Genomic DNA, 17,825 nt, shown 5'->3' with positions numbered 1-17,825 from the left:
ATCCGTGAAAAACACGCTTTATGCGCAGGCAATCTTGATTGCCATAATGTCTCCCAACTTGCATAAGGACTCTTTGGCTACTGATGAAAATTCTGAACCAGGTGATAATAACTCCTTTAATTTTTTAAGCTCTTCCTCTGCTTTGGTCCTTGCGGCCACACTGCCATTCTCATTAGCCGTTTTAAGTTCTCTTTGATAACTATAAAATAATGCCCGACAGGTTTGCCAAGTGTCGCTTCTTCTCGAGTTTAGAACCCTCTCATTAAGAAAATACTTGTCAATGGTAAAGTTAACTCGGTTTAAATCTACTTCCCCAATGTCATCTTGAGCTAATGGAGCACCATCATCATTAAAACTCAATAGCAATACATCTGATTCCTTAAGAGGATCAAGAAACAAAGGTGTTTCATCTTGCCAGGCTTGGTCATGAAAGGAAGCTCTAAAGCGCTCATCTATGATTGGGAAAAATGTGCTTTTCTTTCTATTAGGACGGCTTTTACAAAGACGGTAATTAGAAAGTTCGAAAGCGAGCCAATAATATCCAGGATGTGTCGGATGTCTCAAACCATCATGGAACTTGGTCGCCTTTTTGGGTCTAAAGTGCTCTACTTCTTGATAGTCACCACCAAACTTTGTTTCTGTATACCAGCACTTATCATGGTTTAGTGAAGACAACCACTCTACAAGTGCCACGTCACGCCAGTGTGCCTTATACTTGTCAATAAGTTGGTGCTTCTCCTCTAAAGAAGGCGTAGCTAAGATTTCATCTCTTATTTCTTCAGCTCTAGTTACCCATGCTTGAATATTCGCTGGTAACACATCAGGTACGTTGACTTTAATCATTGCCCGCCTCTTCATCTATCACTTTTTGAAGAAGCTCATCAGATAATGTTTGTAACACTTTATAGTCATCAGCTGATAGTTCAGGCCTTCTAAACTTCGGATTACGGCTAATAGCTTTTGCGAAGTTTGAAAAGTAAGGGTTAGGATGTGCTTGAGAAAAGCCGATAGCATCCAACTCGCTATTAATTCTCAATAATGATTCAGAAACGTCTTCCCCAGCCCTCTGTGAAGATAGCAGTCTATTTCTAAGATCTATCTTATGCTGGATCTCTTTATCAAGACTTGTTCGAATACCATACAAATCAGATTGTATTATTGCTTCAACACCTAAATTAATTGGATCTTCATCAGGTATATTTGAGCGTTTCCCTTCATCATTCTCAGTTAAGACACGAATTTGGGCAGCTCGCAGAGATGTAAGCATCAATGGATCGTGAGTAGTTAAAATTATTTGGCTAGAATCCCACGCTGACTTACTCGAACCATCAATCTTGTGGTCAAGAATACTTTTTATTTGATCAAAATAATCTAACTTCCAGCGAGGGTTTAAATGAGTATCGGGTTCATCTAAAAGAAATAAGGACTCATCATCTCTAGTAAACTTCATTAATCCAAGCACCGTCATCAGTTGACGCTCACCTTCAGATAATTTATCGAATGTTAATTCTTGACCATTTTTAAGTGTGACCGTTACAGTTACATTCTCAAGAATATCAGCTATATAGGTGCTCTCAATATTCTTGAAAAAAGATGCAGTATCTGGGTATTCGGAAGCTAATGACTTTAAAGTTGTTTCATTTTGAATAAACATATAAAGACGTTCTTGTTGCTCAGAACGGCCTCTAAAATCAATGTTCTTCCTTTCTTTATTATCTATTGGAGCTATTGAGTGGTTCCATAGATTATTCAAAAAACCTTGTACCACACCTCTTGAATACCAAAAACGAGAATCCCCCTCAGCCAGCATAATATCGTTAGGTTTATTTTTAAACCAATATGGTTTCTTCAAGCAAAATAAAACTGATTCCAATTTCTCAATATCAAGTTTATCTAATAATTTCTTACAAGAAGGGTCATCATCAACTAAGAAAGCTAATAATACAAAAAAACTGTGAACATCTCGGCAATAAAAAAAACGACGCAATAATGTGTCATCACCTTCGGTAAGACGCTTATAAAAATGAGTTTGATGTTTTACAAATAACTCTTCTACTCGCCAATTTGTACCAGAGTAATATGCAAACACATTTAAGGGTAAATATTCATTTGCATTATTCTTAAGAAAAGTAAAACTTTTCTTTGTCCCGTCAACATTGACTAAGCTATTCGCAGAGTTGTCTACATCATATCTAACCTCAAGTTCATGGCCTCGACACTCATATATCAAGGCGTAAGAGAAGTTTGTATTATCTGCCCCGCCTAGATCTAGCATCCTAAAAATTGAGATAATAGCTTCAATTAAGTTTGACTTACCGACTCCATTTTGCCCAATGATTGTCGTTATAGGCGAATCAGCATCAAAGGTCGTTTTAAAATCAACAAAGCCTTTGTAATTATCTAATGTTAGTTCCTTTAACTTCATGATATACCTTTACAAAAATTCTGCTTTCGAGGGCAAATCTATAAAACCTAAATCTATCTCAGTTTTTAATTGTTTATAAAATTGCGGTAATTCTAATCCTGATTTTGACCAAACACTCTTCGCATCAGTGTCATCTAATGTCGAAATTATTTTGGCAAGAATAGCATCCGGTTGGCCATTAAACTTAGAAGTAGTTGTGAGATTTGTTCTAATTTCCATAGGTACTTTTTCCCGTATCCCTTTTTTGTTATCAGTAACTTTTCCAGTTACCTGTTCTAAGATTGCGTCGGTGAGGTGGAGTTGGGTGGTTTTGGCATCAGTTAAACGAGCTTTGAGTTGGTCGCACAGCGCCATTAGCTCATCGACTTTAGCGACGATGCGGTATTGTTCGTTCAATGGCGGTAATGGAACCCTCATTCCTCGAATTACATTCAAATGAAGGTGTTTAACAGCTACACCTCGAATATGTTCATCGGTCATTTGATGACATGCATTTTGAAGAGCCAGCCGAAAATAACCAGGAATTAATAGTGTTTGACTAAATTTGATTAAGGCTAGCGATTCGAAAAGGCTAAAGTCATCATTATCATCAACAATTACAACAGTCCCAATCGATCCACTTTTTGAAACAAGTAAGTCACCAAGTTCAGGCTTACACCTAGTGATTAACTGAATATGTTCATCATGAGAAATGAATTTACAGTCGGAAAAACTTAATTTTCCGGTTGAAATGTCCTTTGCTGAAACAAACCTGATGCCACTATCTGTATATGTTGGGGTCTTATGGGTTCCATCTGTAACCACAAATGCAATATCACCTATTCTGGGTTCAGTCCAAGTACTCGGGATTTGCTGATTAGACTTTGAGTTAAACTCTTTGAATACTACTTGTCGATTCTTTAACGTGCCATTCGCGATTAGCATTTCTTTTTCGGAGGCTATTTTTTTTACAAGTTCAGACGATGGTTCATCACTTAGCTCTTGAGGAACAAGCTTGCCCAACACAGCGAATTGCAGGATGGTTTGTTTTAGTATGTCAATGCTAGCGCTGGTGGTGAATAGCGTGTCGAAGTGTTCGGCTATGCGTAGCCAGGCCTTTTCAAAACTCTTTGCCAAAGATGGCTCAGGGCTGCTTGCATCACTATTGTCAAAAGCTGGTTCTAGGCTGTCAGCTAAAGTGTTGCTCGCATTCGTCGTAGCTTGCTGGGCTGTATTAGGCAGTAGCAGTGCATTGAGCAAGGTTTCGACTAAGGTTTGGTGTGCCGAAATACTGGCTTCGGTTTGCGTTTCAAGGGCATCACATAAGCTCATCAACTCATCGACTTTAGCAACGATTCGATGTTGCTCTTCGAGTGGGGGTAAAGGTATTAATAACTCACTAAATTTCGCTAAAGAAATGCCACCAATAATGCCTGTCATTGCTTTACTAAACTGTGCATAAAAAGCTGGTGTCAGGTAATTGGATAGTATGAACTTCGGATCAATTTCATCATACGCATATAACGCAAATAACTTATTACCAAAACAAACATCCTGGGTAGCTAAACCGCACTTTTTACCAGCACTTCCCCCCTCCGCACATATCAATACGCTCTCTTTTTTAGCCACTTTAAATTTTGGTTCATCAAATGGGATTAACACTCCATTTTCATAGTCAAGATCGTTAAAACCATAATTGACATCTTTAGTTGCTATGAAAGGCAATCCATTTTTGAGCCCAGTATATTTCGTTTCTTTTAACTTAGCATTTATGCTATTTCCATTAAATATTTCACCTATAAAGCCAAGTCTGGAAAAATCCCAGCCTTGTGGCAATTCAAATGGCTTTTCCTCTTCAGCAATCTCTGGCAAAGGCTTTTGTTTTTTAAGCTTACCTTCTTTCACCAATTGGGCTTTTTCAGCAGCTATACGTTCAAGTAATACTGACGCTGGCTCATCATTTGGATCTTGCGGCACTAACTTACCGCGCACGGCGAGCTCTAAAATCAGTTCACGTAGCTTTTTAATGCCGTATAACGAAAACTTGCTCGATGTGCCACGGCCTGCTGACGACTTTTGCTCAATGGCCGAGGTCCAAATATCAATGTGGTCTGTTATTAATTGCTCAGAGCTAAGGCTTTCTGCGTTTACGTTTGCTTTCAACTCAAGAGATTTAGCCATTACTTATCACCTACACGCTTTGTTGAAGATGATGGTGCGAGTGCGGCGGCGAGAATGTCTTTTAACTGATCGCGTATCGCTTGAATATCCGCTTGTTGCTTGGCGTAATCAGACAATAATTCTTGCGGTTCATGGCTGATAACCTCGCCGACATGGGGATTTTTAATGTCGAGGTTGTAGTTACGGGCAATGATGTCATCGATTGACACTTTCCAGGCTTGCTCGTTTTCAATCCGCGCTGCAAAACCATCAGCTTCGTTGCCCCACCAAGCAAGTTCAGTTTCGAACTCTTCAAACTTCATTGGTTTAGTTTTGTTGTAGTTTTTAACCCCTGCTGGGTAGGGATGCTCGTAAAACCACACGTCTTTGGTCGGCGTGCCTTTGGTGAAAAACAGGATGTTGGTTTTAATGCCAGTATATGGGTTAAACACCCCATTAGGTAAACGCACTATGGTGTGCAGATTACATTCATCCATTAACATCTTTTTGATTTTGGTTTTTACGCCTTCGCCAAACAATGTGCCGTCTGGCAATACCACTGCGGCGCGCCCTTTCGTTGCCAGCACCTCAATAATTAATTGCAGGAATAAGTCGGCGGTTTCACGGGTTTGAAACTCGCTGGGGAAGTTCTTTTCAATACCGTCTTCTTCGGTGCCGCCAAAGGGAGGATTGGTGATGATGACATCAATTTCTTCATCCCAACTTGAAAGCGGCTTGTTCAGCGTATTGCCGTGTTTGATTTGTACCGGTACTTCAATACCGTGTAGCATCATGTTAGTGGTACAGAGTAAATGCGGCAGCTGCTTTTTTTCAACGCCATGGATTTGCTGTTGCAAGGTTTGGTGGTCATCACTGGTTTTAACATAGTTGGCTTTAACATGGTCAAATGCGCACGCTAAAAAGCCGCCTGTGCCGCAGGCGGGATCCATGATGGATTCGCCAAGTTGTGGGTTAGCTACCGCAACAATAAACTTAGTAATCGCTCTCGGGGTGTAAAATTCGCCTGCATTACCCGCACTTTGTAAGTCTTTTAAAATTTGCTCGTACAAGTCACCAAACAGATGGCGCTCGTTTGAGTCGGTAAAATCAATTTCGTTAAGCTTGTTGATCACCTGGCGCAGTAGCGTGCCGTTTTTCATGTAGTTAAATGCATCTGAAAAAGCCGCTTTTACCACAAAACCACGTGGGTTTTTATCGATTGGTGCGATTAAGTTTTTAAGCTGAGGAAATAGCTCATCATTAACAAACTCAAGCAGTTCGTCGCCTGTAATGCCTTCGTTGTCAGCTGCCCAGTTGCGCCATAAAAACTCAGCAGGAATTGGTTCGCGATAATCGTCCAGTTCAAGCTCTAACTCTTCTTCTTGTGCATCAAACACTTTAAGAAAGAGTAACCAAGACATTTGCCCTAATCGCTGAGCATCACCGTCAACGCCAGCATCTTTACGCATAATATCTTGGATGGATTTAATTGCTGAACTGATAGACATAAACTGATTCTCAAAACAAAAATATTGCGTTGATAGTAGCAAAATCATTATGTTAATACACTGATATAAATCCTTAATTATCTAGAATGCCAAACAAAATACTGTTTGCTGAACCTGATAAGTCTAATATTAGAATTTAAATGGTTAATATTTATCTAACTCTGTTGAAATTGGTTATGCAAAATGTGTTTATTTATGGTTAAATATGTTTTATTACAACTAATTAGCAAGGATGAATATTAGTGGTGTCCCATGATTATTGAATGTCCCCATTGCAGCGAAGATAATAAAATTGAATATGCTGAAAATATACGCTGTAAAAAATGCGAGAAAGATTACAAAGGTTATGAGTTTTCCAAACGAAAAATGATAACAGGAACTGCCCTCGCGCTTTTAACCTATATTGGTGTTCATACCTATCGCGACGAGTCGAAAGGCTACGGTGATCGTTACCCGATTGCTGTTGAATATGCTTTGTTGGACAGCTGTATTAATGGAAGTAAAAATTCTATTTCTCAAAACCGTTATCTGAGCAAGCGTGATGTTTGTTTATGTGCTCTTAAAGGAGCGCAAGAAGATTATCCCTACTCTGATTATAAAGATGATGTGAAAGGATTCGTTCCTGTTTTTCGTCAGTATGTTAACAGCTGTCGATAATTTCATACGTAAAAAGCGGTCACCTTCAGGGACCGCTTTAGCCAAATTTAACATTAAATCGTTTTATTTACTCTTTGGAACGTTACCTCGTCCATTACCAGAAGGTTTACCCGTCGTGCTTGGGTAATTGGGATTGTTACTTGGACGTGGTGTTGCTGGTGCTTTTGAGGTTGGTGTTGATTTACTCAAGGTAGTCTCCTTATTTGCCTGACTTTTGGTTAGTTTCTGAGGCGCGCTGCGCTCGGGGTGCAAAAGTACCTTTTTCGATTTTGCCACCATTTTTAATTGCTTCAGAAGACTGAATACGAGCAGCGGCTTCTGGTGTCATTGGAGTTTTACTTTTAGTCATGTTTAATTCCTTTTTACTGATTAATTTAATTAGTGTCTTCGCTAAGACAGGCACAGAATGACATAGAGGGTGGGGACTTATGGGGACAGAAATAAAACAGAAACAAATAAAAGAGTTACTGCAAAAGCTAAACCTTAGTATTAACAATTTTGCAGGCTTAGTTTATGAAGCTCTTTATGATGACAATAATGATGAAGCAGAGAAAAAGCTTGCAGAGAACATTAAGAAACAGTTACAGCGAAAAACAACCAAAGAGGAAGTGTTAGATTCATACCTTGATATATTGGTTGAACTACCCAGTTATCAAGGCCTCAACCTTGATAAAGTTCGCAGCCAATATGTTGGTCATAGCTGCTTAAATGATGACATTACAATGAGTCTCAGGTCGCTATCAGCTGAACTAGACAACTAGCTTAACAACTATTCTAACGACCAATTTTACTAGCTAGTCGGTGGACAACATCCTTTTGTAATTTCTACTAGGCTGATTGCTGATGTATTTGATAAATCTGCGCTTCTAGGTCACTAATGGCCTGCTCGTATTCTTGCTTGCCGCCAAAGCCTTTTTTTACGATTTCACTCAAATTACCGTACTCGGTAAATGGTGCGATTTTGAGCACTTGCATGTTTTCAATTTCTTGCACGCCGACATCGGCATATTTTACCAGTAAATTTTGCAGTACCGCTTGTGCAGTATCGGAATATTTAGTGAAGTAATTGCGCTTTTGCACGTTATTTACCCGTTCGGCACGCGTGAGTGGCGGCTGGTCGTAAACCACATGGCAAATCATATCAAAGGGGTCCATGTCTTTGCCGACTTCATCTTCTAGTGCCGACCAAATAATACCTTCGAGCGCGAGCTCATCGATAATGGCTTGTTTACGATCGGACTCGTTCCAACGCTTAACAAATTCATCCAGTGAGCTGAATTGTTTCGCCATGGTTTTGCGGGTGTAATCTTTAAATGATTCGGTGACTAACTTGCCGTCACAGTCGTAATACTGCACTCGCTCAGCCACTTTGCTGACGGTGACGCCAGACACGCGATACTTGTTTATTTTACGGGTTTCGCCATCGTCCCACTCATCATCCCATTTATCATTACCTAGGCCATCACCTTGAGGATCATTGATGGTGTCAGTTTGATTGGTATCATCTTCATCATCTGGATGTTCGCCTTGAATATCCGTACCATCAACACCAGTAAATTCTTCAGCATCAATATCAATATTCTCATCTTCGATATCTTCGGGGGTTACTTTGATGATTTTTTCTGGTGTACCGTCAAAGCGTTCATCGGCAAACAGTTCTGTGGCTTTTTTAAAATCTAAAATGGTAAACCAAAGTTTACCGTATCTGTCGTCAATACGGGTGCCGCGGCCAATAATCTGTTTAAACTTGGTCATCGACTGAATGTTTTGATCTAACACCACTAACTTACAGGTTTTGGCGTCTACGCCTGTGGACATCAACTCTGATGTGGTGGCGATTACCGGATAGGCTTTCTTAGGATTGATGAAATTATCTAGCTGGGCTTTACCCAGTTCATCATCACCGGTGATTTTCATCACATACTTTTCATTCTTGGCCATTTGCTCTGGGTTTAGATTGGCAATAGCACGGCGCATGCGATCTGCGTGGTCTATATCGTTACAAAACACGATAGTTTTGGCCATCGGGTCGGTGCGTTTTAGGTAGTTGGTAATAGTTTCGGCCACTAATTGGGTGCGCTCATCAATGACCATAGTGCGGTCGAAGTCTTTTTGATTATAAATTCTGTCTTCAATCACTTCACCGTTGTTATCGATCTGGCCTTTTGTGGGCCGCCAACCTTGTAAATCGACATCAATATCGACTCGCACGACTTTATAAGGTGCTAAAAAACCATCTTCAATGCCTTCTTTGAGTGAGTAGGTATAAGCAGGCTCGCCAAAGTAGTCGGAGTTTGATACTTGGTCTGTCTCTTTAGGGGTGGCGGTAAGACCAACTTGGGCGGCGCTGCTGAAATATTCTAAAATTTCACGCCAGGCGCTGTCTTCTGAAGCGCTACCGCGATGGCACTCGTCGATAATGATTAGGTCGAAAAAGTCTGGGTCGACTTGTTTAAAGGCTTTTTGGCTTTCTTCTGGGCCTGTTAATGCTTGGTATAAGGCTAAATGAATTTCAAATGCAGGATCAACCGTGCGCCCAGTGATTTTGGTCATAGAAGTGCCAAAGGGCTGAAAATCATTAATGCGGGTTTGGTCTACCAAAATGTTGCGGTCGGCTAAAAACAAGATGCGTTTCTTGGCGCGAGACTTCCATAAACGCCAGATGATTTGAAATGCGGTGTAGGTTTTACCCGTACCGGTCGCCATCACGAGTAGCACTCGGTTTTTACCCGATGAAATGGCTTCAATGGTTTTATTAATGGCTTGCAGTTGATAATAACGAGGGTGCTTACCCGTGCCATCATCATGATATTCTTGATTGATAATGGGTAACTGGGTTTGGGTATAACCTTTCCACACGCAGTACTTAGTCCAAAGTTGTTGTGGTGATGGAAAGTCTTCTAAGCGGATCTCTGATTCAAGTTGGTTTTCTTCAGGTGTTCCTAACTTGGTTTTATCATGGAAGATAAAGCCATCGCCATTTGAAGCAAAGATGAAGGGAACATCAAGCAAGCGCGCATAATCTAGCCCTTGCTGCATGCCTTTTCCCACTTCGTGCTTATTGGCTTTAGCTTCGATAACAGCAAGCGGCATACTGGGTTTGTGATACAGCACAATATCAGCCGACTTAACCGTTTTACGCACACCCAATTGACCACGCACAATGACTTTACCGTCACGCAATTTCACTTCTTGGCGAATTTGGGTCATATCATCCCACCCAGCACTTTTGATAGCTGGCATGATGTATTTATAGATGATATCAGTTTCGGTAAGCTTGGCTTTATTGATACTCATACGAGATCTAGATCCTTCTAGCGCGATTGAAAACGGCAATAACGTTGATTTTGCCACAAAAGCTTTCATTTACCAATAATTACATACAGATACATAAAAAATTGTAAATAAATCACCCATTTTTTTGCAGTAACATCACCCCTTTCTATTTGAGTTGCGATCACCTTTTATCATTTTCACAACGAGCAAATTCAACAGAATGATTTAACCAATGAGCACTCGATGGTCAATCCATCAGTAATATGGTCGATTTAATACAGCAGAAAAGCTTGATATCAATCAAGCCTAAAGTGATGTTATGGGGTTTAAAGTTAGCGTTTAGGAAAACAACCAACGCTGCAGTTGGATGCGCCTTGTCGTCGTTTTCGGTCCAAATGTTCGCAATATTCTGTTAATGCAGGCAAAGCCCCTACCGCACCTTTGAATAATACCCCAAACTCTGTGGTGATTTTTAACCAGTTCTCGGTGGGAATGTTTAGTCTATTAAGAATAGCTTGGCTGCTTGAACTAATGGCACCGCGCTTATCTTCTCGAATGATATGTCCTGTATCTTCAACAAGCATTATGTAGTCTTTGACACTGAACATTAAACCATTAGGCATGTTTACTCGCTCACTCCCCACAAAAGACAATAATTCTGCTGGTTGTTCACCTTTTATCGCTGAGTTAATGCGGCGTTGAATGCTGGTATAATCTGACGTTTCTGGTGTGCTGGCCATTTTGGCGCGGATAGGCCTTTCTATTAATAAATAATGGTCAACATAAGCCATACAAGCTAAGACTGCGGCTTCATCTAATAATGCTTGGCTATTTATAAAAGAAAAGGTAAACCGCCCTTCCCACAAATTCATCGGGAATGGATTTGAACAGCTTTAGCTGGCCCAAAGGGTGAGCGCCATGGATGGCGGCGAATAAAATCTGCCAGTGCACTTATCTTCTTTATTGGCCATTCGATCAATCGGCTCACTCAAGGAGCGCATAAACCAACTGATATCAACCAAGCGTTGTCGGTATTGGGTTATACAATCATTCACTGTTTTACGTTCAAATGCGTTTAGGTCTTCACCTTTAACAAACTTCTGCGTCAGTAATGTCCCTTTAAAGCCTTTGTGCCATTGCATAATCACGTCTATATCTGACCAGTGTTTCACTTTATCTGCATCGACTTTAACGACTACATGCAAGTGATTGCTCCCTGCTTATTAACAAGAATGCATAGACACATATATCAATGGCAAAGATGGTCGCCAGATCAAGAATACGGATATCAACCCACTCGCGCCGATGTTCAAAATTCTCGCCTGTTGAATTGTCGATGCCACACAGAAAGGCTTTACGCACCACACGCACGCGAGCAACAGTGACAACTTTCTATATACAGGGAGAAGGCGTGGCATCCCAACTAACAATGGTTTGTCTTGGTCTGGCCATCTTCAATTACCATTTTGAAAGGGTAAATAAAGCGTAAATTATTGTTTTTTTATTTAGCCAACTATCTTGGGTGGCGATGTTATTTGGCGGATTATCTTAATAATTCTTCAATGGAAACGTTTTTGAGCAAGACAGCCACCAATAAAATCAAAGAATTATCTTAACGAACTACTCTAATTGTCTAAAAAACGTTCGCGATCTCGCCCTGCTAGCCAAAGTTACCACGACACCCATATTTATGGTCACAAATAACGATAAAATAACTATGGGTGTCATCATTACTATTCTAATTATTTTTCTAGTTGCTGTTCTCGTTGCTGTTATCATAGTGGCTTTTTTTAACCATTCCGGTATCTTTGCCACTGTCTATGTCAGTTATTCTATGTCAGTTATTGAATGATAATTCTTGGATCCGAACCATTATCGCAGCCTTGCATCACCACTTGATAATCAAAAGATTGGCCAACGGTTAACGATTCTTTCACCTTGCACTTACGCTTGTTTTTTTTAAAATTTTTGCCACAATTGTCTTTTAAAGGTGAATCACCAGAAAATTTAAGTTTAAAGTCTGAATCAACTTCATTGTCTAATTTCCAAGTAATAAAATCCCCTTTCTTTGTGCATATACAGCCAGCTTCACTAGCACATTGATCGGCATCACAGCCACTGCCACCGTTTACCGAAGCTGATACGGCACATTCATTAACGGTTAACGCTATCTGTTTGTCAGCCCCAAACGAATTCCCAGACAGCATAATTGCAATACCGAAAATAATAGTGACTAAGCTTTTTAAGTAGTTTCTTGTATAATTCATGACCAATTTCATATTAATTTTCCTTCTTTTTCTAGAGTACTAGTTGAATAAATAGATATAAATTGAATATCTCGAGCAAGTATTTTTCTTGGATAACCTAGTGTCAATGCAGTATTAATCAGTGTTTGTGCCAATGATTTTTGACCACAATTAAGCGCTACAATTGCGGTGTCGTAATAAATATAAGGATCGTTACTTTGTGACGTCCGTAGTGTTTCAATACTGTTTAGGGCACTATCACATTGTAATAATTCGGATTGGTAACGTGCTAATGATGCTTGCATGGTTTCTTGATTGGGATTTACTTTTAATTGTTCTTTGGCAAGACCAAGCGCTTTAGTATATGACAATCTTGCATTTTTTATATCTCCAGAAAATTTTTGCGCATCGGCTAAATTCCCCCATAGCGTAGGATCAAACGGCGTTAATTTGGTGGCCAGTAAATAATTTTTAGTCGCGAGGGTAAATTGCTTTTGGAAAAAAAATGCCGTGCCTAAATTTGAATAAGTAATGGCATTTGGGCTAATGCTTAATGAATGTTGCCATGCATCACTCGCCTTATCTAACTCATCATTAAGATAGTATGAAGAACCTAAATTACTAAATCCTTTTTCAAAATCTGGCTTCAATAAAGTGACTTTGGTATATTGTTCACTCGCCTGTGCAAAATGACCAATACTAAATAAAAAGTGACCATATATTTGATAATTTTTCCAATATCCTGGCTCAAGTTGAATCGCCTTAGCAAAGAGTAAATCAGCTTGCTTTATATCACCTTGGGTATGCTTATTTTGAGCGATACCTGTTATCGCGGGTAAGTTTTTATCGTTTAACGTCAATGCTTGTTGATAAAACTGGTCAGAAATAGCGTATTGTCCGCTAATGCGATTTAAGTTTCCTAATGCGATGTAAGCTTCTTCTTTTAATTGTGAAACTTGGGTTAAGGCGCTACAGATCCTCTTTGCCGATTGAAATGACGCTACATTTTTTGAAAGTGCATATTGTTCAAGATAGGTTTGGCACAAGCCTGCATTGGCTAAAGAAAAGTTTGAATCTAATTCAAGCGCATTTAAAAAATGAATTTCAGCCGCTGCGGTTGTTTCCAGCGTAGGGATATTAGCCAGTTGGCCACGTCCTTGAATATAACTGTCGTAAGCTTTAAAATCGTCCGTGCTTATTAATGTTTCAACATTTGTAGTAGAAGATTTTGCAATAAGATCCAATGCATTAAATACTTTACGATAAAGCTCCTTTTGTACATGCAATAAATTATCCGGTGCACCTTTAATTAACGATGCCCAAACTTGAAGAGCCGTTTCGGTATCGGTAATGTTAAGCATAACTATTATTTCTTCATTATTTGCAACGACTTGTCCATCTAGTAAATATTTAGCCCCTAACTTTTCGGCATATTGTTTAATTGTGCTACTAACAGCTACCTCATTAATAGCCCGTTGAGATACCAAATTAAAATTCTTTTGATTTGATAAAGCGTTAATTACTTCACCTTGAAAAGTGGCTTTAAAATAATCGGGTACATTGGAGTGGCTATCAAATTTAAACGGAATGACAGCTAATAAATCATGTTGAAGAGTAACAGAAGGTGGTAAGCGGCTGTTGTTAGTCAAACCATTTTGTTCTAATTCTATAGAATCAATTAGATGCATAGATAAGAAGCCAACAAATGAAGACAATAAACCAATAAATATAAAATCAAAGAGCAGTTGTTTATAAAATAATTTTTTGCGTGGGCTGTTGTTATTTATATAAAATAGATTTTTCTTTATTTTTATTTCTTGTAACCAAGTATAAAGTAAGATGAGAGGAAATCCGATAACCAATAAGAGAACAACAATTTTCAGACCCCATTCAGGCACATTAAATATAGGAAATACCAGTGCAATAATTTGAATAATAACCCAAGTACTAATAGAAAATGCTACTGTTACTTTAAATAATCGCGAATTTTTCAATAATGCGACGGATAAATGCCAATTGTCATTGCTCAATTGAGGTGCAGGCACTTCATTCGAAGGCCATAAATTGGGATAAAGCACTTTATCATCGACACTTTTTACGGCGGCAATTAAACGATACCCTCTACGGTTTAGTGTTTGAATAAACTCAGGAGATTCTTTATGGTCATCCAATACATGTCTTAATTCACTAATGACATGTGATAAATTTCCCCGTTTGGTTACTTTTTCTCCCCAACCTATTTTCAACAATTGCTCAGTTGACAGTAATTTATTTTGATTACTGGCCATAAACAACAGAATTTCTAAGGCTTTAGGAGAGATATGACGTCGTTTGCCATTAAATATGGCGACATTATCATTAGGTATGATGACAATATCTCCGAGCATGAATCCTTTTAAAAGTTCAGCATTAATAGCGGCGTTATCACTTGCGCGTCTCTCTCCATATTCCATAAAAAAGGGCCTTATTCCTTATCTTACTCACGTCGCTAAGTGGGTGGAATACCATTCTTTTAGTTTGAGCTACATAGCTCTAACAGCAGAAGTCATCAATAACATTAGGTTGAATTTACCTAAATATCAAATGAGTGAATTGAACATGATTGATGATAATGTGCTTAACATCAAATTAGGTTCAAGCGGTAGGTCGTCTATTAAATGATGTATCACTTTGAATTGTTATGAATAAAAGGTCACTTCAAACAGCTCGTTTTCTCGAACTGTTATTTACACTATAAAGAGTCATATCTCAGGTGTTCGGGTTTGTTCAACACTTGGGATAAGGACGCCATAGTCGTTTGTTAGTGGCTAACTTTGTTTACGCCAACCGAATGCAAGTAACCAAACCATCAATACGAGTTCTCCTAGCGCAAAGAGAATTAACCAGCCCCAATCGACATCTGGAGCAAAGTATTTGTCTAAATACATACCAATATAAGACATGCCGGCTAGCCCCACTGGAATACTAAGCCAGCTTGGAGTAACGGTAGAACGCCATAACAAAATACTGAGCATACCTAGGTGAACCCCAAACAACATCAGCGCCATCGACTCCATCGACTTAGCCGCTGACAGGTGGGCAAAAACCATCGTTTGGATATCTGATTCGCTGAATAAATTTGATATCGACAGACTCACAGCCAAGTCGTAGGCTAGAATACTCGAAGATAGACCAACGAAAGCAAGCGCAGTGTAAATAAGCCGAGACCACGCAACCAACTGTGAAAGCGCTCTTTGATCTTTACGCAAATACCAAAATAAAGCCCATGCGACAATAATATCCATCACATAAGTAACAAATAACAAGAATGTGCCAATTAGAAATGGAGTTCCATTGGATTGCAAGCCATTGACTGTTGCAGCGATATCACCTTTGACAACGCTTTGCGACATGAAATAGAAATTTGCTATGGGTGCTGCGAAAACCATTACCAACAGACCTAGCCCAGCGATTATGGCTGAGTTTCTTTGCGTTAGACCATTAGAAAAATCCTGTGCAGAATCATTGTCCATCAAGTTAATCCTTTAATTCATTGATAAGAGGTGCCATATCGGCTTCTAAAAATACATAGCCAGCCATTTTTTGAAGTAACAACATAACCCTTTCCTATTTGAGTCGCGATCACCTTGTATATTTTGCTCTACTGCCAATTCAACGGAACCATCATGGCTAAATTAAATCATTCAAATTGGTTGAGGTCTTCCCTTTTGACAAATTTATTAGTTAACAATGTGCCTTTAAAGCTTTTATGCCACTGCATAAGCACGTCTTTATCTGACCATTGTTTAGCCTTATCTGCATCAACTTTTATCACCACATGCAAATGGTCGCTCCCTGCTTATTAATAAGAATGCATAAGTGCAGATATCAATCGCAAAGATGGTAGCCAATTCAAGAATACGTAAATCAACCCACTCTCGGCGATGCTCAAAATTTTCGCCTGTTGAGTTATCAATGCCGCACAGAAAAGCCTTACGCACTTCACGCGAGCAACAATGATAACTTTCTATATACAGTGAGAAGGTGTGTCATCTAAGCTAATGATTGTTTATCTGGGTATGGCCAACTTCAATTACCATTTTGAAAGGGTAAATAAAGCGTAGATTATTGTTTGTTATTTAGCCAACCATCTTGGATGGCCATGTTAATTTATGTCTGAACAATATGATGGGGCTATAGCTCAGCTAGGTGAGCGCTTCGCTGGCAGCGAAGAGGTCTGCGGTTCGATCCCGCATAGCTCCACCAATTTAAAATATAGAACTTAGTATTTAGCTAATGGCTAATGGCTAAATACTTCCGACTAACAACTCCCCATCCAAGCATCACTACAATATAAATAAAACCATTAAATAATAGCAATCATTGAACTTATTTAATAAGCTTAATTTTTAAGCAATCAAATTGACTTATAAGGCTTACTCATGAACACATTTTCACTGCCACGCTCCCTACTTATTGTTTCATTATTATTGCTTCTTTCTGCTTGTAACGATGCAGCCATAACACAGGTTGCAGCTCCGGCACCACATGTTGTTGTTGAGATAATAAAAGAGATCGATATTGTGCCAGAAATGGCTTTTATAGGTAGAACAGAAGCAACTGAAGATGTATCGCTCCGTGCGCAAGTTGAAGGTGTTTTATTAAAGCGTCATTTTACTGGTGGTGATGATGTAGAAGCAGGTGATCTTTTATTCGAAATTGACGCTACCCCTTATAATACAGAAGTAAATCAACAAAAAGCATCTTTAAAACATGCGCAGTCAGCTTACAAAATTGCTAAAAACCGTTGGCAACGTGGTCAAAAATTAATTAACACGGGGGCAATTTCAGAGTTGGACATAGATGAATTAACAGCCAGTATGAATCAAACAGAGTCAGATGTAGCGATTAAACAAGCCTATCTCGATAATGCTTTATTAAACCTTTCTTATACAAAAATAATGGCACCTATTTCAGGCCGAATTAGTCGCTCAAAAGTGAGCACTGGGGACTTAATCACTGCAAATAATTTAGAGTTAGCGACATTAGTACAACTCGACCCTATTTGGGTTAACTTTCAAATTCCTGAAAAAACATTAACTAAAGCGCGTAAAGAGTTTACCGATGGACTCACTGTAGACACAGATGACTTGACGGCGACAATTAACTTGTCAGATACACTGGACTACCCTCATACAGGGAAAATTGACTTCATTGATAACCGTATTGATCAAAGCACAGGTACATTAGCTATTAGAGCGATATTTATTAACCCCAAGGCATCCTTATTACCAGGGCAATATACTAAATTGTCACTCGCAATGCCCCACGAAGAAAAAATTGTTGTGATTTCACAATCAGCCGTACAAGAAGAGCAACAAGGACGTTTTGTATTAGTGGTTAACGAAGAAAACAAAATTGAAAAACGCATGGTTAAACTAGGTGCTCGTTATGATGTTCGTTGGGAAGTGATAAATGGGTTAAAACTCGGTGAAAAAATAGTCGTTGAAGGGTTACAAAAAGTGCGTGTCGGTATTGTAGTTGAAACAACAGAGCAGACTGAAACTCCTTTCGCTTCAAAAAATGAAAAATAGG

At 39.2% G+C, this 17,825-nt stretch carries 13 protein-coding genes, 1 tRNA gene and 1 pseudogene; 4 read left to right on the top strand and 11 right to left on the bottom strand.

The window, feature by feature from the left end:
- Window positions 1-18: 18 nt before the first annotated feature.
- Genes AAEY93_RS14715 through AAEY93_RS14700 form a run of 4 tightly spaced genes read right to left on the bottom strand, consistent with a single transcriptional unit; the run spans window position 19 to window position 6,072 of the window.
- Window positions 19-843 (bottom strand): hypothetical protein, encoded by an 825-nt coding sequence (locus AAEY93_RS14715; protein WP_351077905.1) that lies wholly within the window; start codon window positions 841-843, stop codon window positions 19-21.
- The gene (locus AAEY93_RS14710; protein ID WP_351077902.1) at window positions 836-2,425 is read right to left on the bottom strand and encodes an AAA family ATPase; all 1,590 of its coding nucleotides are present in this window, start codon (window positions 2,423-2,425) and stop codon (window positions 836-838) included. The genes AAEY93_RS14715 and AAEY93_RS14710 overlap by 8 nt, the downstream gene beginning before the upstream one ends.
- A gap of 9 nt (window positions 2,426-2,434) precedes the next feature.
- Window positions 2,435-4,585 (bottom strand): restriction endonuclease subunit S, encoded by a 2,151-nt coding sequence (locus tag AAEY93_RS14705; protein WP_351077899.1) that lies wholly within the window; start codon window positions 4,583-4,585, stop codon window positions 2,435-2,437.
- Window positions 4,585-6,072 (bottom strand): N-6 DNA methylase, encoded by a 1,488-nt coding sequence (locus tag AAEY93_RS14700; RefSeq protein WP_351077896.1) that lies wholly within the window; start codon window positions 6,070-6,072, stop codon window positions 4,585-4,587. Before AAEY93_RS14700 ends, AAEY93_RS14705 begins: the two co-directional genes overlap by 1 nt.
- A gap of 252 nt (window positions 6,073-6,324) precedes the next feature.
- Between AAEY93_RS14700 and AAEY93_RS14695 the strand changes: the two genes are divergently transcribed.
- Complete coding sequence (locus tag AAEY93_RS14695; RefSeq protein WP_351077893.1) at window positions 6,325-6,729, top strand: hypothetical protein; 405 nt, start codon at window positions 6,325-6,327, stop codon at window positions 6,727-6,729.
- Window positions 6,730-6,792: 63 nt separating this feature from the next.
- On the opposite strand, the gene AAEY93_RS14690 is transcribed toward AAEY93_RS14695, so the two are convergent.
- Both AAEY93_RS14690 and AAEY93_RS14685 read right to left on the bottom strand, forming a co-directional pair.
- Complete coding sequence (locus AAEY93_RS14690) at window positions 6,793-6,918, bottom strand: hypothetical protein (protein WP_259397000.1); 126 nt, start codon at window positions 6,916-6,918, stop codon at window positions 6,793-6,795.
- Between the two features lie 10 nt (window positions 6,919-6,928).
- Window positions 6,929-7,078, bottom strand: coding sequence for a hypothetical protein (locus AAEY93_RS14685; protein ID WP_351077890.1), 150 nt, complete (start codon window positions 7,076-7,078; stop codon window positions 6,929-6,931).
- 79 nt (window positions 7,079-7,157) lie between these two features.
- Here AAEY93_RS14685 and AAEY93_RS14680 point away from each other — a divergent pair, with 79 nt between their 5' ends.
- Window positions 7,158-7,490, top strand: coding sequence for a hypothetical protein (locus AAEY93_RS14680; protein ID WP_351077887.1), 333 nt, complete (start codon window positions 7,158-7,160; stop codon window positions 7,488-7,490).
- Window positions 7,491-7,557: 67 nt separating this feature from the next.
- Here AAEY93_RS14680 and hsdR read toward each other — a convergent pair whose 3' ends face one another.
- From hsdR to AAEY93_RS14655, 5 genes and pseudogenes are all read right to left on the bottom strand, one after another.
- Window positions 7,558-10,026 (bottom strand): EcoAI/FtnUII family type I restriction enzme subunit R, encoded by a 2,469-nt coding sequence (gene hsdR, locus AAEY93_RS14675; RefSeq protein ID WP_351077884.1) that lies wholly within the window; start codon window positions 10,024-10,026, stop codon window positions 7,558-7,560.
- Window positions 10,027-10,337: 311 nt separating this feature from the next.
- Window positions 10,338-11,457 (bottom strand): annotated as a pseudogene (locus AAEY93_RS14670) (transposase).
- 389 nt (window positions 11,458-11,846) lie between these two features.
- The gene (locus AAEY93_RS14665; protein WP_351077881.1) at window positions 11,847-12,284 is read right to left on the bottom strand and encodes a hypothetical protein; all 438 of its coding nucleotides are present in this window, start codon (window positions 12,282-12,284) and stop codon (window positions 11,847-11,849) included.
- Window positions 12,281-14,704: a winged helix-turn-helix domain-containing protein gene (locus tag AAEY93_RS14660; protein ID WP_351077878.1), complete on the bottom strand. Its 2,424-nt coding sequence runs from the start codon at window positions 14,702-14,704 to the stop codon at window positions 12,281-12,283. The genes AAEY93_RS14665 and AAEY93_RS14660 overlap by 4 nt, the downstream gene beginning before the upstream one ends.
- 354 nt (window positions 14,705-15,058) lie before the next feature.
- A complete protein-coding gene (locus tag AAEY93_RS14655; protein WP_351077875.1) occupies window positions 15,059-15,763 on the bottom strand; it encodes a DUF4386 domain-containing protein in 705 nt (234 codons plus the stop codon).
- Between the two features lie 657 nt (window positions 15,764-16,420).
- Here AAEY93_RS14655 and AAEY93_RS14650 point away from each other — a divergent pair.
- Both AAEY93_RS14650 and AAEY93_RS14645 read left to right on the top strand, forming a co-directional pair.
- Window positions 16,421-16,496, top strand: a tRNA-Ala gene (locus AAEY93_RS14650).
- Window positions 16,497-16,672: 176 nt separating this feature from the next.
- Complete coding sequence (locus AAEY93_RS14645; protein ID WP_351077872.1) at window positions 16,673-17,824, top strand: efflux RND transporter periplasmic adaptor subunit; 1,152 nt, start codon at window positions 16,673-16,675, stop codon at window positions 17,822-17,824.
- Window position 17,825: the final 1 nt, after the last annotated feature.

The organism is Shewanella sp. CAL98-MNA-CIBAN-0140 (assembly GCF_040309905.1).
GTDB classification, from domain to species: Bacteria; Pseudomonadota; Gammaproteobacteria; order Enterobacterales; family Shewanellaceae; genus Shewanella; species Shewanella psychromarinicola.
This window is presented reverse-complemented; position numbering and strand designations above follow the sequence as displayed.

Coding starts and splice junctions, on each gene's coding strand:
- AAEY93_RS14715 (WP_351077905.1), bottom strand. CDS start 843: ATGATTAAAGTCAACGTACCTGATGTGTTACCAGCGAATATTCAAGCA.
- AAEY93_RS14710 (WP_351077902.1), bottom strand. CDS start 2,425: ATGAAGTTAAAGGAACTAACATTAGATAATTACAAAGGCTTTGTTGAT.
- AAEY93_RS14705 (WP_351077899.1), bottom strand. CDS start 4,585: ATGGCTAAATCTCTTGAGTTGAAAGCAAACGTAAACGCAGAAAGCCTT.
- AAEY93_RS14700 (WP_351077896.1), bottom strand. CDS start 6,072: ATGTCTATCAGTTCAGCAATTAAATCCATCCAAGATATTATGCGTAAA.
- AAEY93_RS14695 (WP_351077893.1), top strand. CDS start 6,325: ATGATTATTGAATGTCCCCATTGCAGCGAAGATAATAAAATTGAATAT.
- AAEY93_RS14685 (WP_351077890.1), bottom strand. CDS start 7,078: ATGACTAAAAGTAAAACTCCAATGACACCAGAAGCCGCTGCTCGTATT.
- AAEY93_RS14680 (WP_351077887.1), top strand. CDS start 7,158: ATGGGGACAGAAATAAAACAGAAACAAATAAAAGAGTTACTGCAAAAG.
- hsdR (WP_351077884.1), bottom strand. CDS start 10,026: ATGAGTATCAATAAAGCCAAGCTTACCGAAACTGATATCATCTATAAA.
- AAEY93_RS14665 (WP_351077881.1), bottom strand. CDS start 12,284: ATGAAATTGGTCATGAATTATACAAGAAACTACTTAAAAAGCTTAGTC.
- AAEY93_RS14660 (WP_351077878.1), bottom strand. CDS start 14,704: ATGGAATATGGAGAGAGACGCGCAAGTGATAACGCCGCTATTAATGCT.
- AAEY93_RS14655 (WP_351077875.1), bottom strand. CDS start 15,763: ATGGACAATGATTCTGCACAGGATTTTTCTAATGGTCTAACGCAAAGA.
- AAEY93_RS14645 (WP_351077872.1), top strand. CDS start 16,673: ATGAACACATTTTCACTGCCACGCTCCCTACTTATTGTTTCATTATTA.